This window comes from Alcaligenes sp. DN25 (assembly GCF_023674485.1).
Taxonomy (GTDB): domain Bacteria; phylum Pseudomonadota; class Gammaproteobacteria; order Burkholderiales; family Burkholderiaceae_B; genus Alcaligenes; species Alcaligenes phenolicus.
The window spans coordinates 3,427,415-3,453,403 of record NZ_CP098408.1 but is presented as its reverse complement, the minus strand read 5'-3'; the positions used below and the strand labels follow the sequence as shown (position 1 = coordinate 3,453,403).

General features: G+C 56.8%; 26 protein-coding genes. 14 read left to right on the top strand and 12 right to left on the bottom strand.

Annotation, left to right across the window (positions count from 1 at the left end; all coding sequences use genetic code 11):
• Positions 1 to 6 precede the first annotated feature (6 nt).
• Genes NBV64_RS16010 through NBV64_RS16000 form a run of 3 tightly spaced genes read left to right on the top strand, consistent with a single transcriptional unit; the run spans position 7 to position 1,740 of the window.
• Complete coding sequence (locus NBV64_RS16010; protein ID WP_009460584.1) at positions 7 to 528, top strand: YqgE/AlgH family protein; 522 nt, start codon at positions 7 to 9, stop codon at positions 526 to 528.
• A 16-nt stretch (positions 529 to 544) separates the two neighbouring features.
• Positions 545 to 952, top strand: a complete 408-nt coding sequence (ruvX, locus tag NBV64_RS16005) for a Holliday junction resolvase RuvX (RefSeq protein WP_009460586.1) — start codon at positions 545 to 547, stop codon at positions 950 to 952.
• A gap of 23 nt (positions 953 to 975) precedes the next feature.
• Complete coding sequence (locus tag NBV64_RS16000) at positions 976 to 1,740, top strand: lysophospholipid acyltransferase family protein (protein WP_009460588.1); 765 nt, start codon at positions 976 to 978, stop codon at positions 1,738 to 1,740.
• A gap of 5 nt (positions 1,741 to 1,745) precedes the next feature.
• Here the strand turns inward: NBV64_RS16000 and NBV64_RS15995 are convergent, their stop codons facing one another.
• From NBV64_RS15995 to mpl, 8 genes are all read right to left on the bottom strand, one after another.
• The gene (locus NBV64_RS15995; RefSeq protein WP_250756133.1) at positions 1,746 to 2,582 is read right to left on the bottom strand and encodes a symmetrical bis(5'-nucleosyl)-tetraphosphatase; all 837 of its coding nucleotides are present in this window, start codon (positions 2,580 to 2,582) and stop codon (positions 1,746 to 1,748) included.
• A gap of 3 nt (positions 2,583 to 2,585) precedes the next feature.
• Positions 2,586 to 3,746 (bottom strand): LPS export ABC transporter permease LptG, encoded by a 1,161-nt coding sequence (gene lptG, locus NBV64_RS15990; RefSeq protein ID WP_086061563.1) that lies wholly within the window; start codon positions 3,744 to 3,746, stop codon positions 2,586 to 2,588.
• A gap of 53 nt (positions 3,747 to 3,799) precedes the next feature.
• Positions 3,800 to 4,519, bottom strand: a complete 720-nt coding sequence (mtgA, locus tag NBV64_RS15985) for a monofunctional biosynthetic peptidoglycan transglycosylase (RefSeq protein WP_035275164.1) — start codon at positions 4,517 to 4,519, stop codon at positions 3,800 to 3,802.
• A gap of 1 nt (position 4,520) precedes the next feature.
• Positions 4,521 to 5,372, bottom strand: a complete 852-nt coding sequence (gene aroE, locus NBV64_RS15980; RefSeq protein ID WP_035270447.1) for a shikimate dehydrogenase — start codon at positions 5,370 to 5,372, stop codon at positions 4,521 to 4,523.
• A gap of 106 nt (positions 5,373 to 5,478) precedes the next feature.
• Positions 5,479 to 6,348: an energy transducer TonB gene (locus NBV64_RS15975; RefSeq protein WP_250756132.1), complete on the bottom strand. Its 870-nt coding sequence runs from the start codon at positions 6,346 to 6,348 to the stop codon at positions 5,479 to 5,481.
• A 5-nt stretch (positions 6,349 to 6,353) separates the two neighbouring features.
• Positions 6,354 to 8,243, bottom strand: a complete 1,890-nt coding sequence (locus tag NBV64_RS15970) for a ribonuclease catalytic domain-containing protein (RefSeq protein WP_022983598.1) — start codon at positions 8,241 to 8,243, stop codon at positions 6,354 to 6,356.
• Between the two features lie 41 nt (positions 8,244 to 8,284).
• Complete coding sequence (locus NBV64_RS15965; RefSeq protein ID WP_009460602.1) at positions 8,285 to 8,872, bottom strand: YqiA/YcfP family alpha/beta fold hydrolase; 588 nt, start codon at positions 8,870 to 8,872, stop codon at positions 8,285 to 8,287.
• Positions 8,873 to 8,900: 28 nt separating this feature from the next.
• Positions 8,901 to 10,265, bottom strand: a complete 1,365-nt coding sequence (mpl, locus tag NBV64_RS15960; protein WP_060186662.1) for a UDP-N-acetylmuramate:L-alanyl-gamma-D-glutamyl-meso-diaminopimelate ligase — start codon at positions 10,263 to 10,265, stop codon at positions 8,901 to 8,903.
• A gap of 141 nt (positions 10,266 to 10,406) precedes the next feature.
• Between mpl and NBV64_RS15955 the strand changes: the two genes are divergently transcribed.
• From NBV64_RS15955 to NBV64_RS15920, 8 genes are all read left to right on the top strand, one after another.
• On the top strand, positions 10,407 to 10,871 hold the full coding sequence (locus NBV64_RS15955; RefSeq protein WP_232466626.1) for a TlpA family protein disulfide reductase: 465 nt from the start codon (positions 10,407 to 10,409) through the stop codon (positions 10,869 to 10,871).
• Between the two features lie 161 nt (positions 10,872 to 11,032).
• Positions 11,033 to 11,467 (top strand): type II 3-dehydroquinate dehydratase, encoded by a 435-nt coding sequence (gene aroQ, locus NBV64_RS15950; protein WP_009460608.1) that lies wholly within the window; start codon positions 11,033 to 11,035, stop codon positions 11,465 to 11,467.
• Positions 11,468 to 11,553: 86 nt separating this feature from the next.
• The gene (gene accB / locus NBV64_RS15945; RefSeq protein ID WP_009460610.1) at positions 11,554 to 12,006 is read left to right on the top strand and encodes an acetyl-CoA carboxylase biotin carboxyl carrier protein; all 453 of its coding nucleotides are present in this window, start codon (positions 11,554 to 11,556) and stop codon (positions 12,004 to 12,006) included.
• Between the two features lie 4 nt (positions 12,007 to 12,010).
• Entirely contained in the window at positions 12,011 to 13,360 is a 1,350-nt protein-coding gene (gene accC / locus NBV64_RS15940) for an acetyl-CoA carboxylase biotin carboxylase subunit (RefSeq protein WP_009460612.1), read from the top strand.
• A 96-nt stretch (positions 13,361 to 13,456) separates the two neighbouring features.
• Positions 13,457 to 14,377 carry a 50S ribosomal protein L11 methyltransferase gene (gene prmA / locus NBV64_RS15935; RefSeq protein WP_009460614.1) on the top strand — a complete coding sequence of 307 codons (921 nt, stop codon included), beginning with the start codon at positions 13,457 to 13,459 and terminating at the stop codon, positions 14,375 to 14,377.
• A gap of 24 nt (positions 14,378 to 14,401) precedes the next feature.
• Complete coding sequence (locus NBV64_RS15930) at positions 14,402 to 15,649, top strand: zinc-ribbon and DUF3426 domain-containing protein (RefSeq protein WP_022983596.1); 1,248 nt, start codon at positions 14,402 to 14,404, stop codon at positions 15,647 to 15,649.
• A gap of 8 nt (positions 15,650 to 15,657) precedes the next feature.
• Entirely contained in the window at positions 15,658 to 16,599 is a 942-nt protein-coding gene (locus tag NBV64_RS15925; protein WP_009460622.1) for a carbohydrate kinase family protein, read from the top strand.
• A 57-nt stretch (positions 16,600 to 16,656) separates the two neighbouring features.
• The gene (locus NBV64_RS15920) at positions 16,657 to 17,148 is read left to right on the top strand and encodes an outer membrane lipoprotein (protein ID WP_003801873.1); all 492 of its coding nucleotides are present in this window, start codon (positions 16,657 to 16,659) and stop codon (positions 17,146 to 17,148) included.
• Positions 17,149 to 17,209: 61 nt separating this feature from the next.
• Here NBV64_RS15920 and NBV64_RS15915 read toward each other — a convergent pair whose 3' ends face one another.
• The 4 genes from NBV64_RS15915 to NBV64_RS15900 all read right to left on the bottom strand — a co-directional run bounded on the left by NBV64_RS15915 (position 17,210) and on the right by NBV64_RS15900 (position 24,080).
• Positions 17,210 to 18,445 carry a methylated-DNA--[protein]-cysteine S-methyltransferase gene (locus NBV64_RS15915; protein WP_250756131.1) on the bottom strand — a complete coding sequence of 412 codons (1,236 nt, stop codon included), beginning with the start codon at positions 18,443 to 18,445 and terminating at the stop codon, positions 17,210 to 17,212.
• A 137-nt stretch (positions 18,446 to 18,582) separates the two neighbouring features.
• Positions 18,583 to 19,146, bottom strand: a complete 564-nt coding sequence (locus NBV64_RS15910; RefSeq protein ID WP_009460629.1) for a YggT family protein — start codon at positions 19,144 to 19,146, stop codon at positions 18,583 to 18,585.
• A gap of 114 nt (positions 19,147 to 19,260) precedes the next feature.
• Positions 19,261 to 20,160 carry a histone H1-like repetitive region-containing protein gene (locus tag NBV64_RS15905; RefSeq protein ID WP_250757257.1) on the bottom strand — a complete coding sequence of 300 codons (900 nt, stop codon included), beginning with the start codon at positions 20,158 to 20,160 and terminating at the stop codon, positions 19,261 to 19,263.
• Positions 20,161 to 20,621: 461 nt separating this feature from the next.
• Positions 20,622 to 24,080 (bottom strand): indolepyruvate ferredoxin oxidoreductase family protein, encoded by a 3,459-nt coding sequence (locus tag NBV64_RS15900; RefSeq protein WP_250756130.1) that lies wholly within the window; start codon positions 24,078 to 24,080, stop codon positions 20,622 to 20,624.
• 112 nt (positions 24,081 to 24,192) lie between these two features.
• On the opposite strand from NBV64_RS15900, the gene NBV64_RS15895 reads away from it, so the two are divergent.
• The 3 genes from NBV64_RS15895 (at position 24,193) to NBV64_RS15885 (ending at position 25,885) form a co-directional block, all read left to right on the top strand.
• Positions 24,193 to 24,651 (top strand): Lrp/AsnC family transcriptional regulator, encoded by a 459-nt coding sequence (locus NBV64_RS15895; RefSeq protein ID WP_009460635.1) that lies wholly within the window; start codon positions 24,193 to 24,195, stop codon positions 24,649 to 24,651.
• Positions 24,652 to 24,750: 99 nt separating this feature from the next.
• Entirely contained in the window at positions 24,751 to 25,260 is a 510-nt protein-coding gene (locus tag NBV64_RS15890; RefSeq protein WP_009460637.1) for a hypothetical protein, read from the top strand.
• Between the two features lie 76 nt (positions 25,261 to 25,336).
• On the top strand, positions 25,337 to 25,885 hold the full coding sequence (locus NBV64_RS15885; protein WP_009460639.1) for a YaeQ family protein: 549 nt from the start codon (positions 25,337 to 25,339) through the stop codon (positions 25,883 to 25,885).
• Positions 25,886 to 25,989: the final 104 nt, after the last annotated feature.

Sequence of the window (25,989 nt, the reverse complement as noted above, 5' to 3'; positions counted from 1 at the left end):
CTTGCCATGCCCGGTGTGGTTTCGGGCAGCTTGGCCGACACGGTGATTTATGTCTGTGAACATAATGAACAAGGTGCCTTGGGCCTTGTTATCAATCGACCAACGGATCTGAGCCTGGTTGAGCTCCTGTCTCGTATCGAGGTGGATGTGGAAAACCGGGCTGATCTGGCCGCGACTTCTGTCTACTTCGGTGGACCGGTGCAAACGGATCGCGGCTTTGTTCTCCATGATTCCGATAAAACCTATACCTCCAGTCTGGGGGTAGGTGATCTGACTCTGACTACTTCGCGGGACGTACTGCAGGACGTAGCCCAAGGCCAGGGGCCAGTGCATATGCTGGTCACGCTGGGTTATGCCGGTTGGGCTGCGGGCCAGCTGGAAAGCGAGATGGCCGACAATGCCTGGCTGAGCATCAAGGCTACCCATGAAATCCTGTTTTCTACCCCGGTTGGGGAGCGCTATGATCGCGCCCTGGCCTTGCTGGGAATCAGTCCTTTTACCCTGACAGGTGCTGCGGGCCATGCCTGAACACGAAACACCGTCAATGGTCAGCTCGGCGCAAACCTTGCTGGCCTTTGACTATGGCCTGAAAAAAATTGGTGTGGCGCTGGGCAACACCTTGACGCGCCAGGCCCGCCCTTATACGATTTTGCGGCCCGTTACACGGGAACAGCGCTTTGCGGCTATCGAGGCTTTGCTCAAGGAATGGCAGCCCGATCGCGTCGTGGTAGGTTTGCCTTTGACCCTGGATGGTGGCGAGCAGTATGCTTCGCTGCGGTGTCGGCGTTTTGCCAACCAACTGCACGGTCGCTATGGCGTTGCAGTAGACCTGGTCGATGAGCGGGGCTCCAGCATGGAGGCTCAAGAATTGCTGGGCAATAATGACGATGATGATGCCATGGCAGCTTGCGTGATCCTGCAGCGATATCTGGACAGCCTGCCACCGGCCTGAGCTCTCTACAAGGTTGCAGCCTTTTGATTAGTTTATTTCGTTTTAGTTGGCGCGCTGTCGCTCTGATTGTGTGGATCGTGGTCGGCTTGTTAAGCGTCGGTCTGCTTTTTCCGGTATTGCGTCCAGGCGGGCGCCGCGTCATGGTGTTGCGCATGTCGCGCCTCTTGATGCTGATCTGCGGCGTGCGTGTGCTGCAGCACGGCCAGGCCGTTCAGGATCGATCCGTGCTCTATGTGTCCAACCATATCTCCTGGTTGGACATTTTTGTACTCAACAGCGTGCGTAGTACCTCTTTCATTGCAAAAAGCGATATTCGCCGTTGGCCAGTGATTGGCTGGCTGGTGGCGGGTGCAGGGACGGTTTTCATTGAGCGCGGGCAGCGTCGTGCCATTCAGATTGTCAGCCAGCAAATGGCTGTGTGCTTTGAGCGTGGTGATGCCGTAGGTCTGTTCCCTGAAGGCACCACTTCAACCGGTCTGGATGTACAGCCTTTCCACGCCAGTTTGTTTGAGACGGCTATCAGCCTGAATGTGGATATTCAGCCGGTGGCTCTGGTATTTGAGCAGAAAGGCCAGCGCAGTGAGCGCTTTGCCTTTGTGGGCGAGCAGTCTCTGGTTGGCAATATCTGGGTTCTGCTCAGTGCGCGTAATGTCTCTGTGCACTGCCATTTTCTGGACCTGATGCCGGCTCAATCCTGTACGGAGTGGGGACGTTCGCAAACGGCACAAACAGCTCGTGAACAGATCCGTGCGGTCGTGTGCCCCGAGGCCGTCACTGTCGAGGCCTGATGGCTTTAGCCCGGTTTCTTGCTTTCCGGGCAGTGAATCTGAACCAGATGCCGGTCTTGCAGGCGTACAGCACTAAGCTGGCGACCCCAGACGCAGCCGGTATCCAGACTGATCACGGTAGGCGTGTTCAGCAAGCCCAGCGTAGACCAATGTCCAAAAATAATAGGAACCTGGGCACAGGCGCGATTCGGCATTTCATACCACGCTAGCAAGCCGGACTCGGCATCCGGTGCACCCTTGTGCTTGAAGTCCATGCGGCCATTCACATCGCACATGCGCATGCGGGTCAAGGTGCTGACAATGGCGCGCAGGCGATCGTAGCCTTGTAGCCCAGCATCCCAGCGATCCGGGTTGTTGCCGAACAACTCAATAATCTTTTCTTGCCAGTCATCCGCACGTAAGAGTGCTTCCAGCTCGTGGGCGTATTCCAGCGTTTGCTCCGGGCTCCAGTCGGGGTGCACTCCGGCATGTACCATCAGATGGCCATGCTCATAATGAGCCAGCGGTTGGTGTCGCAGCCAGTCCAGCAGCTCTTGTGCGTCCGGCGCGGCCAGCAGTTCCTGCAAGGTATCCTGTTTGCCGGGCTTGCGCACCCCGGCAGCGACTGCCAGACAGTGAATGTCGTGGTTGCCCAGTACACAGACGGCGCGATCGCCCAGAGAACGAATCAGGCGCAACGCTCCCAGAGAGTCCGGGCCACGGTTGACCAGATCGCCTGCAAACCAGAATTTGGCCTGGCTGTCGGCTGCAATATCAGGATGGCTGAGCAAGCTGTCCAGGGGGCGGCAGCAGCCTTGAATATCACCAATCGCCCAGATGGCGGGGGAAGTAGCTAAGGACATGATTTAGTTGGTTGTGCTGGAGTTGCGACGACGCCGGTTGTGCCGGTTTTCCATCATGATAAGAGCACTCAAGGCCATGGCCATGGCGATCAGGTTCGGAACCAGAGCGGTGACCCACGGCGCCAGATTGCTGAGCATGGCCACGTTCAAGGCCAACTGATTGATCATGAAAAAGCCCACGCCCAGCAAGATACCGGTAAAGACCTTGGTGCCCACACCGCCGTGGCGGGTCTGCATGAAGCCGATAGGCGCAGCAATGGTAATCATGACCAGCAAGGTAAAGGGGTAAGCGACTTTGCGCCACAGGGCCACAACCTGACGTTTGGTCTGCAGCTTGTTCGCGTCCAAGTAGCCGATGTAATCCTTCAGGTCCAGAATGGACATGCGCTCGGGTGTCACGACGCGTGCAATCAGTCGATCCGGCGTTAGCGTGGTGGTCAGCGTCAAGGTGGGGCGTTTTTCAATTTTGACCAGCGCTTGATCAGGCGCCTTATCCTGTGACAGAGCCGTGTGGGCCTGCTCATTGACGTGGGTTTCGGTAACGTCCTGCAAGTCCAGCTGGTTCTTGTGGAACTGTCCGCTGGGAGCTTGAGTCATTGCACTCAGGCGCTGCCCATCCGAGAAGTCGAACACGCTGACATCGCTTACTTTGCCATCGCCCTGCAGGTTGGCAATATTGATGATGCGCACCCCGCCACTGTCATTGCTCTCCTTGAACCAGTAGCCACTGTCCAGACGGCCGCCACCGGAACGTCCCAGCAAGGCCATGCCTTGCTCACTGGATTTGATCTCGGCCATGGGGGTGACATACTCGGACAAAACAAAGGCCCCCCCTACCAGGGGCAGGGTAATGGTCCAGAGCATCAGCATCATGTGCAGGCCGCTAACGCCTGACGCACGCAAAATTACCAGCTCATTGCGCTGAGCCAGACTGGCCAGGGCCAGGGTGGCACCAATCAACAGGCCAATGGGCAGCAGGTCGTACAGACGGGTGGGCAGCTCCAGGGCCTGGATGTAAAACAGATTCATCAGGGTGAACTTGGAACCGACCTTGTCCAGCTCTTCAATCAGGGCGAAAAAGGTGAACAGGCCAAGCAGGGCAATCAGCACCACGGCGCTGGAGCGATAGATTTCGGAAGCGAGATAGCGGCGTGCGGTGCGCATGAAAATAGGGCCCAGGAAAGACGTGGCTAGCTTAACAAAAATGCGGATTGCAGTCAGGGAATAGCGACTTGTCGCATACGTTGACTGATAGTGCGCGTGCGCGATTGCAAATAGGGGCTGTTACGGTTTTTGTCATAGTAGGCCGGGTTGGGCAACATGCCCGCCAGACGGGCGGCCTGCATGGCACTGAGCTTGGCCGCATCAACCTTGAAGTAGTGGCGTGCCGCCGCCTGGGCACCAAAAACGCCTTCTCCCCATTGAGCTACGTTCAGGTACAGCTCCAGGATGCGCTCCTTGCTCATGACGGTTTCAATCATATAGGTCAGAATCAATTCCTGACCTTTGCGCAGATAACTGCGTGATTCCGATAGAAACAGATTCTTGGCCAGTTGCTGGGAAATGGTAGAACCACCACGACGGCGGGTAGAGCCCTTTTCCGACTGGCGACGGTTGTATTCCCAGGCTTTGCGAATGGCATCCCATTCGACCCCCGAATGGTTCAGGAAGTTCGAATCTTCGGAGGCAATCACTGCGCGTTTCAAATTGGCGCTGATCTTGTCGTACGGCACCCATTGATAGCGCAGTTCGGCATCCGCATTGGCGCTGCGCAACTGGCCCTGCTCGGCCGCCATGAAGGTGGTCATGCGGGGCGGCACCACGCTGTACCAGAGCACCATCAGAAACAGGGCGATCTGATAAAGCAGAACACCAGCGGCCACGGCCAGAACGGCCAGGCCAGCCAGTTTCCAGGGATGGGCCAGAAGGCGACGCACGTCAGATTTGTCCGATGTCCTGGCGCAGCTGGGCCAGTACGGGTTCGACATCGGCCTCTACGCCGTGCCAGATCTGAAAGCTGGCGGCCGCTTGGCCTACCAGCATGCCAAGGCCATCTTTGCTATGTGTGGCACCGGCTTGCTCGGCGGCACGCATGAAGGCAGTGGGTTCGCTGGCATAAAACATATCGTAGGCCAGAGAGTTGCTGCGATAACGGGCATCTGGCAGTTCGGGCAGATTCTGGTTCAGGCTGGCCGAGGTGGCATTGATCACAATGTCCCAGTCGCCACAATGATCGTCCAGACCGCCCGCGCTCAGGCGGCGGGAGGCATCCGGGTCCAGAGCAACGACCTGCTCACGAATGTCGTAGGCTTTGGCGCTGGTGCGGTTGATGATGTGCAGCATTTCGCAACCGGCTTCCAATAAGGGGAACACCACTCCACGCGAGGCACCACCTGCACCGATCAGCAAGATACGCTTGCCTTCCGGGTTGTGGCCGACACGCAGCAGGTCCGAGCACAAGCCCACGCCATCGGTATTGCAGCCATGCAACTGTCCATCTTCCAGCCATAGCGTATTGACGGCTCCGGCCATGCGAGCGCGACGGCTCAAGCGTGGGCCCACCAGATCATAAGCCTGCTCTTTGAAGGGCAAGGTGACATTCAGGCCGCTGCCGTCCTTGAAAAACTCCTCCACGGTGGCGTTAAAGCCATCCAGTGGTGCCAGAATGCGCTCGTAGCTCAGGGCCAGATTGAACTGGCTGGCAAACTGCGTATGGATTTGTGGAGAGCGGCTGTGCTCGATAGGGTGACCAATAACGCCGTAGCGCTTGGCGGGAGTCGTGTCGGGCATGGTTAAGCGATGCTTGTCTTGTTGTGAGGTGTCAGCCCCAAGGCTGAAAGCGCATATTTTACCCTAGGGTCTGCTTTTGCCAGAGCTTGCTGTGGACAATACGATCTTATTGCACATCCGTGCCGTGCATACTGAGCCTGTCATGCGTAAAACTCCAGCTGCGGGTAATGACGAGTACATCCGCGTCAGGAGCCACTTGTTCGGGCAGGGGGGCGAAGGGGGCGGCCAGTTCCACAATGCGGCGGGCCGCCAGATTCAAGGCGGCCTGATCTGAAGGCTCAGTAATCTGGGCACGCAGCAGGCTGCCATCGCGCCGGATATAGACTGTCATTTGCAGTTGACCGTACAGTTGCTCGCCATTTTGCTTCGGATAGTGGCGGGTGCCGGTCTGCTCAATTTTTTGACGCCACTGATCCAGGTACTGGGCTTGTTCGCTGGCTTTGGCGCTGGGGCCTACATAGTGGTAGCGGGGTTGGCGTTGTTGTTCACGAATCTGCTCACGCAAAATCGCCAGTTGGCTATTTTGCACTTGTGGGTCCAGATCATGGTCGTCCGGGCCGGGCTCAATGGACGCGCCAATATATTCAAAGCTGGGTGTCGACAAAGGTGCCTTGTCCTGACTTTCCAGCTCGCCCAGCAGGCGCTGCTGTTCAGCTTCCAGGCTTTGCTGGCGTGCACGCAAGGCTTCCAGCACTAACTGATTCGGCAGATTGGGATCGGTCAGCGGCAAAGGATTGCTGGCTTGCCCTTGCTGATGCTCTCCGCCGCCATCCAGATTCAACTGCGCTAACAGTTGGGGACTTAACGGTGCCGAGTCGGTACTGAAATTGACCAGTGCTACATCCAGACTGTTGGCTGGTGCGGGCGAGGGCGCGCGAGCCGGCCAGAAGATCAGCAAAAGATGAATCAGTGCCGAAAGGGCGACCGCCAGCCACAAATAGTCTTTGGGCGCGTGGCGGCGGTCGAGCTTGGTCATGATCGTCAGTCAGCCGTGGCGACCGAGCGCAAACGGGCTTCCACCGTCAAAGCCAGTTCGTCGAAGGACAACAGATCCAGCGTGACTTCCTGACCACGTTCAAGTGCTGGCAGGCCGGGGACATGAAGAACCAGCGGCGCATTGCTCAGGCGCACCAGATCTTCCTTGATGAAGTTGGCCTGGACTTGCTTGATGTCGTTTTGTTGCAGCCAGCGCAGGCACCAGAAGCGCTCCAGAGACGACTGGTAGTCCGACCACTGGGTGTATTGCGATTCAAAGGCGCCAATAATGGCGTACAGATCCGCATCCTTGGGCTGGAAGGGGGCGGCCAGGCGTGCGGAGATGCCGTGCTCGGCCGCCGCCAGAATCTGGCCCTGATTGATCAGGTCCACATAACGGCGCAGGGGCGAGGTCGACCAGATGTATTGCGGCACACCAATGGATTCGTGCGGGCCGGGCGTGGTGGACATACGCGTACGCATGAACTGCTGGGAGCGGTAAATACCGGGCACATTGTGCTCGGCCAGCAAACCGCCCCACAGCTGATTGGCCAGAATCATGTATTCAGCCACCAGCAGGCTTAGCGGCGCATTGCGCACGCGTGGCACCAGACGAATGATGGAGTTTGGATCGTCGTGCGGGCCATCCAGCTCGAAGCTGTATTCCACACGGTTATTGTTTTCCGGTTTGCCTCGCACGGCTTCACGCTGGGCTGACAGTTGGCGCGAGAAGTTCCATAGCGGACGCAGCCATTGTGCATAGGGCAGTTCGGCGTTTTCGTCGGCCAGAGCTTCTTCGCTGATGAGCGGGTCCAGCTCGTGTTGGCGCAGGTTGCCCGCCACGGTAATGCGTTCCAGACGAGTCTGATGCGACAGGATTTCACCAGTGCTGATGTCGGCGTCTACATACAGCGACAGGGTAGGACGAGTCTGCCCTTGATCCAGGGAGAAATGCGCGATCAGCTCGGGCGGCAGCATAGGGATCTTGTAGCCCGGTGTGTATACCGTTGCCATGCGATTGCGGGCAATCTGGTCGATCTCGTTGCCACGAGCCAAGGCCAGCGAAGGCACGGCAATGTGAACCCCGATACGCAGGCGGCCCGGTTCCGGATGCTGGACGGACAGGGCGTCGTCAATTTCAATCGTATTGGCGTCGTCCACCGAGTAGGCGGTGACATCGGCCTCGGGCAGGTCCTGCCCCCAATTTTGCAGGGCAATCTCCGGAAAGCCTGTCCCTTTGGGGAAGTGCGCGGCCAAAAAGCGATGTTGATGCAAAGTCAGTGGATTGGACCAGGCACCCAGCGACAGCAGCAGCTTTTCCGTGCTGACACCCAGTTCTTTCTGGGCCTGATCAAACGCTTTCCACTCCAGCGTGTTCTTGTCTGGCTGAGTCAGGAAGGTGCTGGCTTTCTCGGCAACTTCGGGCGGCAGTTCGCCCTTGATCATCTGTTCGGCCCAGGTCTGGATTTGCTCTTGCTGCAGGCGTTTCTTTTCAATGGCGGCCAGAGCGGCTTGCAAAATTTCTGGCGGAGCAGGGCGGTACAGCCCTTTGCCACGACGGTGAAAGTAGGCGGGTGCGCTGTGCAGGGCAAAGATGGTGCCGGTTTTTTCGACAGCGCTGGGCGCGTGACCGAAATAATCCTGTGCCAGCGTGGACGCTTCAAACTCCTCCTGGGGGGCGCATTCCCATAAAAAATTGATATCCAGGGATTCGGCCAGCGCTTGGGCTTTTTCCAGCAGTTCTGCCGGGGCGGGCTGCTCGAAGGTAAATAGAACGCTGTTTTTCTTTATTTTGCTGCGTTTGCCAGACGCGGATTCCACCTGCATGGTGGTATCGCTGTCAGAAAATATTTTTTCTGCTTTGAAATTACCGCTGTCTTCAAAAAGGACGTACATGATTTTCCATCTGGATGGTGCTGGCCATCCGGTAAAGATAGTTAAGGTTGTTGCAGGGCAAAGCGCAAAATTTCGTCGATCCAGGGATCAAAGTCGGTCAGGCCGTGATCTCCGCCTTCCAGAATGTGACCTTGGCTGCCTTTGTACCAGTCCGCCATCTCGCGCCAGTTCAGGACTTCATCACCTTTGGCGGCCAGCAGGTAAAAGCGCTGGGGATCGCTGGGGCGTGGTACGTGAATGTCGTTGAGCTCATCCACATAGTCGGGCAGGAAGTGAAACGGGTCGGGCGAGTGATAACAGACATGCTCGCCCACCTGCGTAGCCAGATCGCGCCCTGCGTAGACCACCGGGTTAAGCAGCACGGCGCGGCTGTGATAGTGCTGCGCCAGGTGGCTGGCATAGTAACCGCCCAGCGAGGAGCCGATCACACACAATTGATCGGCGCTCATGCCCGCCTGCATTGCCGTGTCCACAATGCGCTTGCACATGGCAATGGCCTGGGCCGGGCTGGCGGGCAATTGCGGGCAGCGCCACAGGTGCAGCAAGCCCCTGTCCTGCATGGTTTGTTTCAGGCGCTGCGCTTTGTAGGACGAAGGCGAGGAACGAAAGCCGTGTAGATAGAGGATCATGGAGGCACCTGCTATATAGATAAGAGGGTCAGCGTGACAGTTGATCCAGCAGGCGCTGATGAATGCCGCCAAAGCTGCCGTTACTCATCACGACAATGGCATCGCCGGGCTGGCTGGCCTGAACAATGGCCTGAACCATTTTATCCAAATCATTCCACGCTGTGGCGCGATCCCCTAAAGGAGCCAGGACCTTGGCCGCATCCCAACCCAGCGCGTGCTTGCCCTGGGTCTCGCCGTAGCAAAAAACCAGGTCGGCATCTTCCAGCGAACCGGGCAGGCGGGCAGCCATGGCACCCAGCTTCATGGTGTTGGAGCGTGGCTCCAACACGGCCAGAATTCGGGTGGCTTTACCTGTCTGGCTGCGCAAACCGGCTAGCGTAGTAGCAATGGCGGTAGGGTGATGGGCAAAATCGTCGTAGACGGTAATGTCATTGACCACGCCACGCACTTCCATGCGGCGCTTGATGCCGGCGAATTGGCTCAGTGCCGCGCAAGCCTGTTCAGGTTTGACGCCCACATGGTGGGCAGCGGCGATGGCGGCCAGAGCGTTCAGGCGATTGTGTTCGCCGGTCAGTGTCCATTGGACGATGCCTTGGGACTGGCCTTTGAACATCACGTCGAAAGAGGTGGCGCTGATTGCCTTGCTGTCCCAATCTCCGTCGGGGCCAAACTGTTCAACCGGCGTCCAGCATCCACGGGCCAGGGTTTCGTCCAGGCTGGGGGTGTGGGTGGGACGCAGAATCAGCCCGGTGGAGGGGATGGTACGCACCAGATGGTGAAATTGGGTCTGGATGGCGTGCAGATCAGGGAAGATATCAGCGTGATCGTATTCCAGATTGTTCAGGATGGCCGTGCGGGGGCGGTAGTGAACAAATTTGGAGCGCTTGTCGAAAAAGGCGGTGTCGTATTCGTCGGCCTCGATCACAAACAAGGATTGTTCTGGATTGAAGCGGGCCGACACACCCAGGCCGGGGGCCACGCCACCGATCAGGAAGTTGGGGGACAGCTGGGCCTGTTCCAGGATCCAGCCCAGCATGGAGCTGGTGGAGGTCTTGCCGTGCGTGCCGGCCACGGCCAGAACGTGCTGCTTGTGCAGAATGTTCTCGCCCAGCCATTGCGGGCCGGATGTATAAGGCAGACCCTGATCCAGAATGGCTTCCATCAGAGGATTACCGCGCGTAACTACATTGCCCACTATATAGAGATCAGGGGACAGCCTGGTTTGCTCTGCGCCAAAGCCTTCAATAAGCTCAATGCCTTGTTCTTCCAGCTGCGTGCTCATGGGCGGGTAGACCCCGGCATCGCAACCGGTAACCGTATGGCCAGCCGAGCGGGCAATCAGGGCCAGACCACCCATGAATGTGCCGCAAATTCCTAGTATATGTATGTGCATGACAATCCTCCGGCCTGTATTCTAGACGACTGTTTGATCTGATGCGTGAGCTTTGGTGAGGGCCGGTGCTATCATCCCCAGATGATATTTTTTCAGGTGTGAGCCGGTATGCGTAGGCGTCTTTTTCTGCAGAAATCGCTAGTGTGTGCAAGTCTTTTGGCCCTGCATCCCGCCCCTTGGGCCAGTTTGCTGCCTTCAGACCCCTTCCTGGCGCAAAGCTTCAAGGATCTTCAGGGCGAAGATCGCGCGCTCTCTACTTATATAGGCAAGCCCCTGGTGGTCAATTTCTGGGCGACCTGGTGTGCACCTTGCGTCAAGGAAATGCCGGATCTGCAGGAACTGCACAAACGCTACCCCGAGGTGAACTTTGTGGGTATTGCAGTGGACTCGCTGGATAACGTGAAAGAGTTTCTGGAACGCGTGCCGGTCAGTTACGACATTTTGCTGGCTGGCTCGGGCGGCCTGAAGCAAATGCGTAGCGTGGGCAATAAAAAGGGCGGATTGCCCTTTACTGTCGTGTTTGGCAGCAATGGCCGGGTCAGCGAACGCATTTTGGGCCAGATAGATCCCGAAAAGTTGGACGAAGTTATTAAAGCTCAACGCTAACTGGCCGACTTTTTCGCTTAATTTCGTCAAATTGCCGGTCTGGTCCACCCCTGTTTCAAACGGGATGGGACCAATGCTAACTGTTTGTAAGCCAAGCAGGTTTATGGACAAATGACGTTATTTAGCGTAAAAAGGCGGTCTGTCTTGACGAAAAATCCGCTATGGCGAAACATGTCCTGGTCCTTAACGGGCCCAACCTCAACCTGCTGGGTACCCGAGAACCCGATGTCTACGGACATCAGACTCTCGACGATATCAACAGTGGTTTACAGGTGCTGGCCGACCAGCATGGCGCGCAGTGTCATTTTTTTCAAAGTAATCACGAAGGCGGGCTCGTCGATCGAATTCATCAAGCCCGTACCGAGGGCGTGGATTTCATCCTGATCAATGCTGGGGCCTACACCCATACCAGCGTGGCGATACGGGATGCGCTTGCCGGTGTCGGTATTCCGTTTATTGAAGTTCATCTGTCCAATGTTCACCGTCGTGAGCCGTTCCGTCACCACTCCTATCTCTCTGACATCGCTAGCGGTGTCATTGTTGGTTTGGGGGCCTACGGTTATGAAGCCGCGCTGCGGTTTGCTTTGAATAGTTAGGCGGTTCGTTTCGTTTTTTTGACCAATATTTTTTTAATGCCGTCCTGACCCAGTCAGTGGCTAGTGCGGCGTTGCGGGAAGTACGCATGGATCTTAGAAAACTCAAAACCCTGATCGATCTGGTAGCCGAGTCTGGCATTGCCGAACTGGAAATCACTGAAGGTGATGACAAGGTTCGCATTGTGAAATTTTCGCAAAGCTCGGCAGCTCCCGTGGTCTATGCTCCCGAGGCTCCTGTAGCCCAGGTGGTAGCCCCCGCCGCTGGCGCTCCTGCCGCAGCTCCCGCTGCACCCGCCGTTCCCGAAGGCCACGCCGTCAAGGCTCCTATGGTCGGCACGTTCTACCGTGCTCCTAGCCCAGGCGCTGCTCCTTTTGTGGAAGTGGGCCAGACGGTCAAGGAAGGCGAGCCTTTGTGCATTATCGAAGCCATGAAGCTGCTCAACGAGATCGAAGCCGACAAGTCCGGCGTGATCAAGGAAATTCTGGTTGAAAACGGCGGGCCGGTGGAATACGGTCAGACTCTGTTCGTCATCGGTTGATGATATGTTTGAAAAAATCCTAATCGCCAATCGGGGCGAAATTGCCTTGCGTATCCAGCGCGCTTGCCGCGAGATGGGTATCAAGACAGTCGTCGTTTATTCTGAAGCTGATCGTGGTGCCAAGTACGTGCGTCTGGCCGACGAGGCCGTGTGTATTGGCCCCGCCCAAGCCCGTGACAGCTACCTGAGCATGCCTGCCATTATCTCGGCAGCAGAAGTCACCGATGCGGAAGCCATTCACCCTGGCTATGGCTTTATGGCTGAAAACGCGGACTTCGCTGATCGTGTCGAAAAGAGCGGTTTTGTCTTTATCGGCCCACGTCCCGAGAACATCCGCACGATGGGCGATAAGGTCATGGCCAAAAAAGCCATGATCGAGGCCGGTGTGCCTGTGGTTCCCGGTTCGGATGGCGCCTTGCCCGACGATCCTGCTGAAATCGTGCGTATTGCCCGTGAAGTGGGCTACCCGGTCATCATCAAGGCCTCTGGCGGTGGTGGTGGTCGCGGCATGCGCGTGGTCTACACCGAAGCCGCTTTGCTGACGGCCGTTGCCACGACCAAAACCGAAGCCGCTGCTGCGTTCAATAATCCCGAGGTCTACATGGAAAAGTACCTCGAGAATCCACGCCATATCGAAATTCAGGTATTGGCTGATGGGGATCGCAATGCAGTTTGGCTGGGGGAGCGCGACTGCTCCATGCAGCGTCGTCACCAGAAAGTGATTGAAGAAGCACCGGCTCCAGGTATTCCACGTCGCCTGATCGAACGCATCGGCGAGCGTTGTGCTGATGCCTGCCGTCGTATGCGTTACCGCGGTGCTGGTACGTTTGAATTCCTGTACGAAAACGGCGAGTTCTTCTTTATCGAGATGAACACCCGTATTCAGGTCGAACACACCATCACTGAAATGATCACCGGCATTGATCTGGTCCAGGAGCAGATCAAAGTGGCCGCAGGCGAGAAGTTCGTGCTGCGCCAGCGTGACATCGAGTTTGAAGGTCACTCGATCGAATGCCGTATCAACGCGGAAGATCCATTCAACTTCGTACCAAGCCCGGGCTTGATTACCAAGTGGCACACTCCCGGTGGCCCTGGCGTGCGTATCGACTCGCACGTGTTCACCGGCTACACCGTGCCGCCGTACTACGATTCCATGATTGCCAAGCTGATTACCTACGGTAAGACGCGCGAGCAAGCCATTGCCCGTATGGACATTGCCTTGTCCGAAATGGTGGTGGAAGGGATCAAGACGAACGTGGATCTGCACCGGGAATTGATGCAGGACGCCAGCTTCAAGGCAGGCGGCACCAGCATTCACTACCTGGAACAAAAGCTGGCCCAACGTAGCAAGTAAGGGCAGCAACAGGTCAGGCCACAGCCCTGACCTGACAAGAATGATGACTATGTAAAACAGGGGCGAGCCCCCTGTTTTGCTTTATGGAAACTATGTATGCGTGAACTCTTACTGAGCTGCCAGGAACACGAGGCCGAGCGCTTGTCCGATGCCTTGCTTGAGGCGGGCGCCTTGTCGGTGTCGGTGGAAGATGCCGATGGTGATACCGACCAGGAAAAGCCCCTGTTTGGCGAACCTGGTATCGAACCGGATGTGCTGGCCTGGGATCGAAATCGGGTGGTGGCCTTGCTGCCCGAGGAGCTGGAGCCAGAAGAGTTGCTGCAACCGCTTTTTGAAGCCGGTGTGCTGGATCCTGCAAAGGCCCAGTGGAGCGTGCGCGAAGTACCCGACGAGGATTGGGTTCGTTTGACGCAATCGCAGTTTGGTCCCATCCCGGTGGGCGATCGTATCTTGATTGTGCCCAGCTGGCACAAGGACGACGAGGACCTGCCAGTCGCCCAGGAAGGCGATGACGGCCTGGTGCGTATTGAATTGGACCCCGGCCTGGCCTTTGGTACCGGCAGTCACCCCACGACGCATTTGTGTCTGGATTGGCTGGCCCATCATGTGCAAGCGGGTCAGACCGTGCTGGACTACGGTTGTGGCTCCGGTATCTTGGCGATTGCCGCCCGCAAGCTGGGTGCTGGCCATACGGTTGGTGTGGACATTGACGAGCAGGCCGTGATTGCCACGCGCTACAATGCGCAAGTCAATCAGGTCGAGGTTGAAGGCTTGCTGCCCGATGCCATGCCCGCCGGGCAAACGGATCTGGTTGTCGCCAACATTCTGGCCAATCCCCTGCGTATGCTGGCTCCCATGCTGGCCAACCGTGTCAAACCGGGCGGGCATTTGATCCTGTCCGGTATTTACGATTGGCAGGCCGAGGAGATGATCGAGGTCTATTCCTCCTACTTGCCCATGTCGGTTTGGCAGGAGCGCGATGGCTGGGTGTGTTTGGCTGGTCAACGCCCGTTATAAGACGGCAGAACTTAAGGTGAGTTCATGGAGCTAAAGACTCGCTGCCCCCGTTGCGGGACATCGTTTGCAGCCAGTGTAGAAACGCTGCAACGCCGCCGGGGCTATATACGCTGCATTCAATGTGCGCATATCTTCGATGGCTTTGAAGAAGTCATTGATGAGCAAGCCCCTGAGCCTTCCTATCATTCCCCCGCCACGCCGGTTCAGATCGAGCCGCGCCTGGCGCCCGAGCCACCTGTTTCGCCACGGCAGGAACAGGTGCAGTCGGTGGACCTGCAAGCGCCCATTCCAGGGCCGCGATTTGTGGAGCACTCCCGTCACGCCCCGCCGCGTGATGAAGGCACGGCCCACGAGTCCTTGCAGGTACGCAAATTCCCCGACTCCATCCTGACACAAGCACCTGTCCCTCCGGCCGCGCCTGCTGCTGTAACTACCGAGCCTTTTGTCCGCCCGGCAGAGCCTGCGGTTGAGTCGGTAGAGCCGTCAGTCATTCGCGCCCGCTCCAGACACGAGCCTTTGCCGCAGGATGATCAGGACACCTCGTTTTTCGTATCGACCGGCTCTGTTTCTGAGCCAGATGGGGACCATCATATTGGTCAGGCATCGTGGTCGGCTGCCGAGCCTGAGTTCAGTGTGGGCGACCGTGCCAGTGCCTTGCGCGCCTCTTTCCCCTCGCGTCAGGCTGATGGTACGCATGATAGGGATGGCGAGGATTTTCAGCAGGGCTGGGTCATTGACCCCAACCCAGCCTTGCAACGCGAGACACGTTATGAGGGCGAAGCCAGCTTTGGTCAGCGTGTGGGTTCACTGATCTGGACCAGCTTGTGCGTTCTGGGCGTTGTCCTGTTCGTCGTGCAGCTGATGTACGTGTATCGCGTACAGATTGTCAGCCAGATACCCATGCTGCGCCCCGTGTTCGAGAGCGCGTGTCAGACCTTGTCGTGCAAGGTTCCCTACGAACGTCGTCTGGACCAGATTCGCGTGCAGGCTTCGGCTTTGCATAAAGCGCCGAATCAGCCCGGACAGTCCACCTTGGGCTTTACGCTGCGCAACGAGTTTGAACGGCCCCAGGAGTGGCCTACGCTGGTACTGGATTTGAAAGATTTTTCCGGAGCCCTGATCGCCCGGCGCAATATTACGCCCGATCAGTACCTGGCTTCCGAGCGACGTGAGCCTGCTTTTGCAGCGCGCAGTGAAATCATGGTGCGCCTGCCTTTGAATACCGGGCAGCTCCAAGTTAATGGCTACCAGATTAGCCCTTTTTTTCCTTAAGGTAATTTATGACCGAGCGAGTGCTGGTATGTGGTTCGATCGCGTTTGATACGATCGCGGTTTTCGAGGGGTACTTCAAAGATCACATCTTGCCCGACAGCATCAAAACCCTGAGCGTGTCCTTCTTTGTGCCCAGCTTGCGTAAAGAGTGGGGCGGTTGTGCGGGTAATATTTCCTACACCTTGAACATGCTGGGTGGCCAGCCTGTTCCTGTGGGGGCTGTTGGCAGCGACGGTGTGGATTATGTACAGCGTCTGCAGAACCTGGGTATTGATACCAGCATGGTGTGTGTGATGCCCGAGATGTTCACCCCTCAATGCTTTATCACCACAGATCTGGCCGCCAGCCAGATCACCTCTTTCCACCCGGGCGCCATGATCAATTCTGCCCAGATCGATTTGTCTGGTCAGGAAGCGGCATGGGGCATTGTGGCTCCGGATTCCAAAGACGGCATGTTTGCTCATGCCCGCCACCTGCATGCGCAGGGTACGCCCTTTATTTTCGACCTGGGTCAGGCCATGCCTTTGTTCGCGGGTGAGGACCTGCTGGAGATGCTGGAACTGTGTCAAGTTCTTACGGCTAACGAATACGAAGCTGAAGTTATCGAGCAGCGCACCTCCAAGAGCATGGCCGAGATCGCCCAGGGCTTGCAAGCCGCTGTCGTGACGCATGGAGAGCATGGCAGCACGCTTTATCACAATGGTCAGACTTACGAGATTGCCCCTGTGCCCGTGGAAAATGTGGTGGATCCCACCGGCTGTGGCGATGCTCATCGCGCAGGCTTGTTATATGGTCTTACAAAAGGCTGGAGCTGGCAGGAGGCTTGCAGCTTGGGTAACTTGATGGGCAGTATTAAAATTCAGGCGGATGGCCCGCAAAATCATGAATTTAAACGGTCAGATATCTCGGCCATGCTAAAACAGCACTATGGTATTGAGCGCAGTCTGTAAAAGAGCGCTCGATAGTTTTTTATGATTCGGCCAGCTACGTTTTTTGGAGTAAACCGTATGTACGTTTCTTTTTTCGATCGACCCAAAGTGCGTCTGCTGGTAGTGGCGAGTCTGGCAGCCCCCGTGTTTTTGCTGGCAGGTTGTGCCAATAAATCGGCATCCAGCTCGGTATACAGCTACGGTCAGGCTCAGCGCGAACAGATCGTGCGTTTGGGTACCGTGGTTTCGGTACGCGCCGTCACTATTCAGGAAGACCAGAATTCGGGCGTGGGCACCGTGGGTGGCGCAGCCTTGGGTGGTGTCGCTGCCAGCAGCATTGGTGGTGGCCGCGGTAGCATCCTGGCCAGTATCGGTGGTGCGATTCTGGGTGGTCTGGTTGGTAATGCGGTTGAAAACCGCATGGGCAAGACCCAGGGTCTGGAAATCACGGTTCAACTGGATAATGGCGAAACCCGTGTGGTGGCCCAGGAAGCCGATGTACCTCTGTCCGTTGGTCAGCGTGTACGTATGCTTAGTGGTAATGGCCCAACTCGCGTGGTGCCCATGTAATCAGAGCTTTAGTGCTTGGTGCATAAAAAACCCGGCCAATGGCCGGGTTTTTTTACGCCTGTCAGCGCTGAGCCTTTTGGGGGCGTTCGCGCTCCAGCAAGGTTTTCTTGCGCTCCAGGCCCCAACGATAGCCTGCCAGATCCCCGCTTTGCCGCACGACCCGATGGCAGGGGATGGCAATGGCCAAGGTGTTGGTGGCGCAGGCTCGTGCCACGGCACGGGCGCCTTTGGGCATGCCCAGACGTTCGGCAATCTCGGTATAGCTCAAGGTCTGGCCTACTGGGATATGACGTAGAAACTCCCAGACACGTTGTTGAAAAGGGGTGCCCTGGATGTCCAGGGGCAGATCTAAGCCCAGGGTCGGCTCTTCTACCATGGCAACGACCTGGGCCACTCGTTGATTGAATTGCGGATCGGCTTCGATCAGCTCAGCGGCCTTGAATTGCTCTTGCAACTGTTCCAGCAAGACTTTGGCATCATCGGCCAGGGAAATCGCACAAATCCCGCGCTCGCTTTCGGCAACGAGCAATGTACCCAAGCTGCATTGGGCAATCGCAAAATAAAGAGGGCTACTTGGAGTTTGTTGGCGAACGGGCTTGTCCTGCGAGCGCGGGGCGCGATTTACCTTGTTCGAAGAAGGTGCCAATGCTGGCGCCTGTTTGGGCATGCGCCACAAGTACCAGGAAGCCACGCTGCGGTAGGGTGCCCAAGCTTGGCCAATTTCACGCAAGACACGGGCTGAGGGAGCCTTGTCCAGCTGCTTCAAATTGCGATAGCCCTCGCGCACCCCAAAGTCGTCCGCGGGCAGAATGTCTTCATGCTCCAGCGTGTACATCATCATCATTTCCACCGTCCAGCGACCTATGCCGCGCAGCGTGGTCAGCCGCTTGATCAGCTCTTCATCCGGCATTTGCAAAGCGGTGGCCTGGTCGGGAATGATGCCATCCAGGCGAGCCTGGGCCAGGCCCAGAATGCTATTGGCTTTGGCACCGGACAAGCCACAAGCGCGCAGGGTGTCATACGGCGTCGCCAGCACTTCCTCGGGCGTTGGGCAATGGCCGTGCGGATAGATATCAATCAGGCGTTGCAGGATGCGCTCAGCCGCCCGGGTATGCAACTGCTGATACACAACAGAGCGGATCAGGGCTTCGTAAGGGTCGCGCTCGGGGCGTGGCTGATGGATGCAAGGGCCCACGTGGGCGACCAGCGCTTGCCAGTCGGGGTCCAGTGCGGCCAGGAATTGTTCGGCCTCGCGGTAGCGGCTGGATGTGTCTGGTTTTGATGGAAGGCGAGTCATGGAAGTGGCCTGCTGATTGGTGGTGAGGCCAGTATAAGGTCCACTTTCGCACAAGACATCCTGATTCTTGCTCTTGAATTCAGGATAAAAAAAACCTGGGCTATACCCAGGTTTTTCATGCGTACAGTCCGCTGTGCTTAGATTGGCACCAGACTGAAAGCGGTGCGCGTGATGACCATATTGAGCACTTGAGTCAGCAGCAGGACGACCAGCGGCGACAAATCCAGACCACCCAGGTCAGGCAAGACGCGACGGATCGGGTCCAGCAAGGGGGCTGTAATGGAACGCAGCAAGGGCATGCTGGGCGATTGTGGCTGAATCCAGGATAGCAGCGCTTGCAGCAGGACCACCCAGAAGATCAGGCTCAAGGTCCAGCGCAGAACGGTGAAGACGGCTGCCAGCAAGAACATGGGGAAGTTCGAGAGCATGGACACCGATCCGGTCAGTACCATGGCGCTCAAAACCAGGTATACCAGGGCGCTAAGCCAGGCGGCGAACAAAGAGGTCCAGTCCCAATGGTTGCCGCTTTTAATGACACGGCGCAAAGGCATGACCAGCCAGTCCGTGACCTTGAACATAGCTTGCGAATAAGGGTTGAAGGGATGGATTCTGAGCGCATACACCCAGGCACGCAGTAGCAAAATCGTGCCCAGCAGCGACAGAACAATATGGATTAGGAAGAGGGCGACTTCACTGAACATAGTTGCTTGGTATGAATTGATGGGAGAGGGAATTGTCGCATGCAAGTGCTACAAACCAAAGAGCCACCCTGATCAGGGTGGCTCTTTGAGGAGAAACATAAAAGTAGCGTGTGCTTAAGGACGCTTGCCTGTTGGGAAGGGCCAGGAGCCAGCAGGATTGACATCTTCGCGGCGAGGTTCGGCAGGCGCTGCTGCTGTTTTGGTCGCTTTGCGAGCCGCTGTTTTATTGCCTGCTTTAGCGGTGGCGTTAGTCGTTGTGCTGGTCTTTGGAGTCTTGGTTTCTGCGGTCACGGATTTAACTTCTTTCTTCTTTGGAGCTACGGGTTTCTTGGCACTGGTAGCAGGACTGGCTTTTTTAGCCGCGGTCTTTACAACTGCTTTGGTGCCGGTTTTGGTGGCAGGTTTCGCTGCCGCTTTGCTGGGGGTGGCTTTTTTGGCCACGGGTTTGCTTGCCTTGGTGCTGGCCGGTTTTTTTGCGGCAGCGGTGGCAGCAGGTGTGGTGGTAGCGGGTTTGGCGCTGGCCGTTTTGGGCGCAGCTGATTTTTTAGCTACCGATTTTTTGGCAACCACTTTCTTTGCCACCGTCTTCTTGGCTACCGCTTTTTTAGCGACGGCCTTTTTGACAACGGCTTTCTTGGCTACCGCCTTTTTAGCGACTGTCTTTTTAACAGCTGCTTTTTCGGCTACGGTTTTAGCGGTGCTTGTCTTGGTCGCAGCGGCTTTAACAGCCGTGGTTTTTGCTGGAGTGGCTTTCTTTACCGCTGTTTTTTTCGCAGCCGTTTTCTTGGCGGGTGCGCTGCTTGCAGACTTGGCAGGGGCTTTTACAGCAGCCTTGCTGGTCTTGGTAGCGGTGGTTTTAGCGGGGGACTTGGGGGCAGCGGTTTTGCTGCTGGGACTGGTCTTGGTAGCAGTAGCTTTTACGGGTGCTGCGGCTGCTTTTGCTGGCGTTGCTTTTTTGGGGCTAACGGCTTTTGTGCTTTCTGCTTTTGCTGCGCCTTTCTTGGCTGTTGCCATGATCATGCTCCTTGAGAACAAGTCTTTAGTTTGTCCACACCCATTTGACCTGGCCTGGAAAACTGCAATGGCCTTTTTCAAATGACGCAGGCGTTTAAGGTCGATACCTTATACGCTTAGAAGTCTAACGCAAGCCCCTACACAGTCAAGCATTAATCATGGCTTGGGGCTTATGGAATTAGGAATCGGTGTCTGCTGTCTCAAATAAGTTGCGTTCTGGACACGTGCAATCGGCCCATAGCCGCATCCAAGTCTCTGATTTTTGACGCATTGCTGGATCGATTGCATGGCCTTTTCATGCTTTTAAAGGCCTGTGTTAAGTATGGAAAAGCGGTTTGAAAACGGACTTCAATTCACGACTGATCTGCTGTTTTCAATGTCTGCTCAAACCAAAAAAAAACCCTGCATAAGCAGGGCTGAAAGGGCAGGTTAATCGTTTCGAAAGCCGCAGTGGGCAAGGCTTAGGCGGGAACAGCCTGAATTTCCGGGCCAGTGTTTTTCAACTGCTGCGACAGCTCGGCAAAGCGGGCTTCATACTTCTTGGCCGATTCCATTTTCACGGGACCGAAGCCGCGCAATTGTTGGGGCAGCTCGGCCAGTTCCAACGCTGTGGCGTAGTTGGCTTGATTCAGGTTCTTGCTCAAGCTGTTGAGCAGGCTCTGATATTCGCGCCAGAAGCGACGTTCCATACGACGCTCATGGGTGTAGCCAAATGGATCCAGTACCGTGTTGCGCAGACCTTTGCCTTTCGCCATCCAACGTAGCAAGGTGGCGGTGCGTGGGCCCAATGTGATCTTGCGCGGGCGGCCGGTAGATGGATCACGGCGTGCCAGCAAAGGTGGTGCGAAGTGAAAGCGCAAGGAGAAGTCACCTTCAAATTGCTGCTCCAGATCCTGGCGGAAAGCGGGCGAGCTGAACAGGCGAGCAACTTCGTACTCATCCTTGTAGGCCATCAGTTTGTACAAGCTGCGTGCGGCTTTTTCCGTCAAAGTAGGACGCTGACCCGGACGCAGTTTCTGTTCGGCTTCACGCAGAGCATTGATGGTGCTGCTAAAGCGCTGGGCATAAGCGGCGTTCTGGTATTGCTCCAGGCTGCTGGTGCAGCGCTGCATGATTTGTTCCAGTGTTTCGCGACGCTGCAAGGTTACGACCTGAGCGGCTGGAGCCAGGAGGCTGGCCAGTGCTTTCTCATCGTGAGCCAGCACGCGACCCAAATGGAAGGCATCCAGGTTGGCTTGAATCGCCACACCGTTCAGGCGGATAGCCTGTTCAACAGCCGCACTGCTAACGGGCATGGAACCTTGCTGCCAAGCCATGCCCATCAAGAGCATATTGGACAACAGGCTATCGCCAAACAGCAGGGTGGCAGCCTGGTGAGCATTGAAAGAGCGCACCTGGTTTTCGCCAGCGGTGGTCTTGAGTTGGCTCAGCAAGTGCTGGGCATCCAAAGGGGCATCCGGGTTGCGGGTGAACTCGGCCGTGGGGGCCAGGTATTCGTTGATGATGGCGTGGGTATGACCAGGACGCAGGCAGGAAAGGGCGTTGGGGTGAGCGGCGGCCACCACGTCGCACAAGATCGCCAGGTCGGCTTGGCCGGGATCGACACGCACCGCACCCGTGTTCTCTTTATTGGCAGATAGACGGATGTGGCTGATGACGGTGCCGCCTTTTTGTGCCAGGCCCGTCATGTCCAGCACGGAGCTGGAGCGGCCTTCCAGGTGTACCGCCATGGAGAGCACCGCACCAATAGTGATCACACCAGTACCACCCACACCGGCCACAATTACATTGCAGTCCTTGGCTTGAATATTGGGTTGTGGCAGCGTGTCCAGCTTGGCCAGCAACTGGGCTTTCATATCGGCCTGACCGTTTTGATCGCCACGGCGCAGGGCACCGCCCATCACCGACACAAAGCTGGGACAGAAACCGTCCACGCAGGAGTAGTCCTTATTACAGCTGGACTGGTCGATCTGGCGCTTGCGGCCTTCGGGAGTTTCAGCAGGCACCAAAGACAAGCAGTTCGATTGCACGCCGCAATCCCCACAGCCTTCGCAGACCGCCTTATTGATAAAGAGGCGACGGGCAGGATCGGGGTACTCGTTCTTTTTACGACGACGGCGCTTTTCAGCCGCACAGGTCTGGTCGTGAATCAAAATGGTGACGCCGGGGATCTCGCGAAGTTCGCGCTGCAAACGATCCAGCTCGCGACGGTGATGAACGTCCACACCGGCAGGCAGGCTGACACCGCGATAGCGTTCTGGCTCATCGGTGGTGATGACCACACGACGCGCACCTTCACCAATGGTCTGCTGACAAATGCGAGGCACAGATATCGGGCCGTCAACCGGCTGACCGCCTGTCATGGCAACCGCATCGTTGAACAGAATCTTGTAGGTAATGTTGGCACCCGCGGCAATGGCCTGACGAATTGCCAGATAGCCGGAGTGGAAATACGTGCCTTCACCCATGTTCTGGAACATGTGGCCGGTCTGGATGAAGGGCGACAGGCCCACCCAGTCCGTGCCTTCGCCACCCATTTGAGTCAGTCCACGGGTTTTGCGGTCCATCCAGGTCGCCATGTAGTGGCAACCCACACCCGCCATAGCCTGGCTGCCTTCGGGTACTTTGGTGGAAGTATTGTGCGGACAGCCCGAACAGAAGTAGGGGCGACGAGTCAGACCATTGGTATCAATCGGTGCCAGGTTTTGCACCGTACAGGCAGGCAACTGTACATTGGCGTGATGGCCCAGCCAGCGACGCAGACCCACGGCCACACGGGCAGGGCTGAGCTGGCCATCGGCAGGGATCAGCACTTCATTTTCGATATCGCGCTTGCCAGACACCGTAGGGCGCTGGGCACGGTTAAAGAGCAGATTCTTTAACTGGTCTTCAATGATTGGGCCCTTTTCTTCAATGACCAGAACGTGGTCCAGGCCTTCAATAAAATCGTTCAGCGATTGCGGGTTAACAGGCCAGCTCAAACCAATTTTCAGATGGCGAATGGCGGGCAGATCTTTCAGGCTGCTGAGCTGTTGCAGCGCATCCAGCGTATCCAGTGTGGCTTTGCCGGTGGACACAATACCGATACGCGCATCAGGTGCCGCTTCCAGCACGCGGTCCAGGCTGTACTTGTGAGCAAATTCACGCACGCTATCTAGGCGGGCGTCCAGCGTACCTTCCATGGAAGGGGTCAGGAATTTGCTGGGGTCGTAGGGGTGTTTGCCGCCTTGCTTGTCGGCCAAGGCCGGGGCCAGATCATCCAGAGGGGCAATCTCGAAAGAGCGGCCGCTTTCCACGGTTTCGGTAATGGCTTTGAAGGCTACCCAGGAGCCGGAGTAACGCGACAAGGCCCAGGCCCAGATACCAAAGCGTTCGTATTCTTCAACCGAGCTGGGGTTGACCACCGGGATGCCCCAGGCGATCAGGGATTGTTCGCTGGCGTGGGGAATGGACGAAGACGAGGCCACGTGGTCATCACCCACAATCATCAGGACGCCACCGTGTTGGGAGGCACCGGCAGCATGGCCGTGGTGCAAGGCATCGCCCGCGCGGTCTACACCGGGGCCCTTGCCATACCACATGGAGAACACGCCATCGACGGTACGGTCGGCACGCTCGCCAGCTTGCTGGGTGCCCATAATCATGGAGGCGGCCAGGTCTTCGTTAATAGCGGGTTGGAAACGGACCTTGGCCTGGTCCAGATACTTCTGGGCCTTCCACATGATCATGTCCACGCCACCCAGCGGCGAACCACGGTAGCCGGAGACAAAACCAGCGGTGTTCAAACCGTGTTCTTTATCCAGGCGAGCCTGGGTCAGCAACATGCGCACCAGGGCCTGTGTGCCAGTTAAAAAGATGCGTCCTGATTGTGCGGTCAGGTTGTCGCTTAGCTTGTATTGAGTGTCGACGGACTGCGTCATGATGAAACCTCCAGATAGAGATCATGATAGAGAGTCTGCCCTCGCTTTTTTTTGCGTTATAGTTGCGTGTATTCCCTATTCTTTGAAATGTTCATTTCGTAAATATTCAAATATGGATAAAACTGACTTAAAAATATTGGACGCCTTGCAACTGGATGGCCGAGCCTCGGCTCAGCAGGTCTCCGAGCAGGTGGGTTTGTCCACCGCGCCCGTCTGGCGGCGCATCAAAAACCTGGAAAAAAACAAGGTTATCCAAGGCTATTATGCGCGCGTGGATCGCCGTCAGGTGGGACTGCAAAGTTGCATGTTTACCCAGATCAGTCTGGACCGTCACTCGGGTGAAATAGTCGATAACTTCATCCGTGCCGTGCGCGATGCGCCCGAGATTCTGGAATGCCACGCCGTGACTGGCGATGCGGATTTTCTGCTCAAGATCATGGTGCCAAGCGCCGAGTCCTATGACGATTTCCTGCACCGCTTCCTGTTCAATATGCCGGGCGTGCGTCAAACCCGCACGATTGTGGCCATGCGTGAAATCAAGAACGTGACCCGCTTGCCTTTGCCACTTTGAAGCATCTTGTTATGGGGTAATACAAGCGCCTTCGGGTAGAATAATCAGGATTCGCTGGCCTGTGGTGGGTCGGTATGTACGCATGAAGGACGGGGTTTTATGACGAAGGCGAATATCTTGCGACGCACTTCCTGGGTTGCTGTGCTGGCTACCGTGTTTTTAAGCGCCTGCGCGGTCAAAGCGCCGGCTCCCGAGCCTGCTGCACAAGCGGCTACCAAGCCTGTCCATCCCGCATGTCAGCCTGCTGCGGCGGGGGACCAACTGGCTGGTAATTGGCTAAGCAAGCACCGCCAGAAAGGCGTGGTTGGCGAGTTGCGTACCTTGTTCACCTTGCAAACTGACGGCTCCATGGCATACACCGAACAGGTCAAGCGGCCCAACAAGCCTTCGCAAGGCTTGAACGAAAGTGGTTGCTGGGTGCGCAAGGGCAACGACTTGCAAATCAGCACGCAAGAATCCAATGGGGTCACAACCGAACCGGGCGACCCGATTTATGAAAACCACTACAACATCGTCAGCCTGACAGCCCGCAATCTGGTGCTGCGTGACCAAAGTGGTACCACCTATCGCTTGACCAGAATGTCGCCTGGCTACCGCCTGCCATTCTGATCTCTGCTTGTTTGAATGATTCCTGGCCGTCCTGGGGGCGGCCAGTTTTTTGTCTGTTTCTTTTGCTGGACGCTCCATGGCTCTGCGCGCGACGATTTATAAAGCTGAACTTAATGTGGCCGATAACGATCGGGCCTACTACGGCAGTCATACCCTGACGCTGGCCCGTCACCCCTCCGAGACCGAAGAGCGTCTGATGGTGCGTTTGTTGGCTTACGGTTTGTATGCGCAAGCGGACGAAGCCTTGAGCTTTTCGCGCGGGCTAAGCGACTCGGACGAGCCCGCCTTGTGGGAACATGATCTGGGCGGCAATTTGCTGCATTGGCTGGAGGTAGGCCTGCCGGACGATAGACGTCTGATCAAAGCCAGTGGCCGTGCTGACAAAGTGACGGTGCTGGCCTATGGCCGCAATGTCTCCGTCTGGTGGAGTGGCATCAAGGACAAGATCAGCCGCGCCCGCAATATACAGGTCTATGCGCTGGATACCGCCGGGACTGACGCCTTAGCCGCCCTGGCCGAGCGTGGCATGACCATCAATCTGAATGTCCAGGATGGCACGGTCTGGGCCAGTAGCGACAAAGGCGAAGCGACAATTGAAATTAGCCACCTGAATGCGGCTGTTTGATATGAGCCAACTGCTTGCAACGAAGTAACCTGGCTCGCCGGAGCGAGCCAAAGAGCATCGGGCAAGTGGCGTTGGAGTCGGCCTTAGGTGGTATGCAGGTTTAA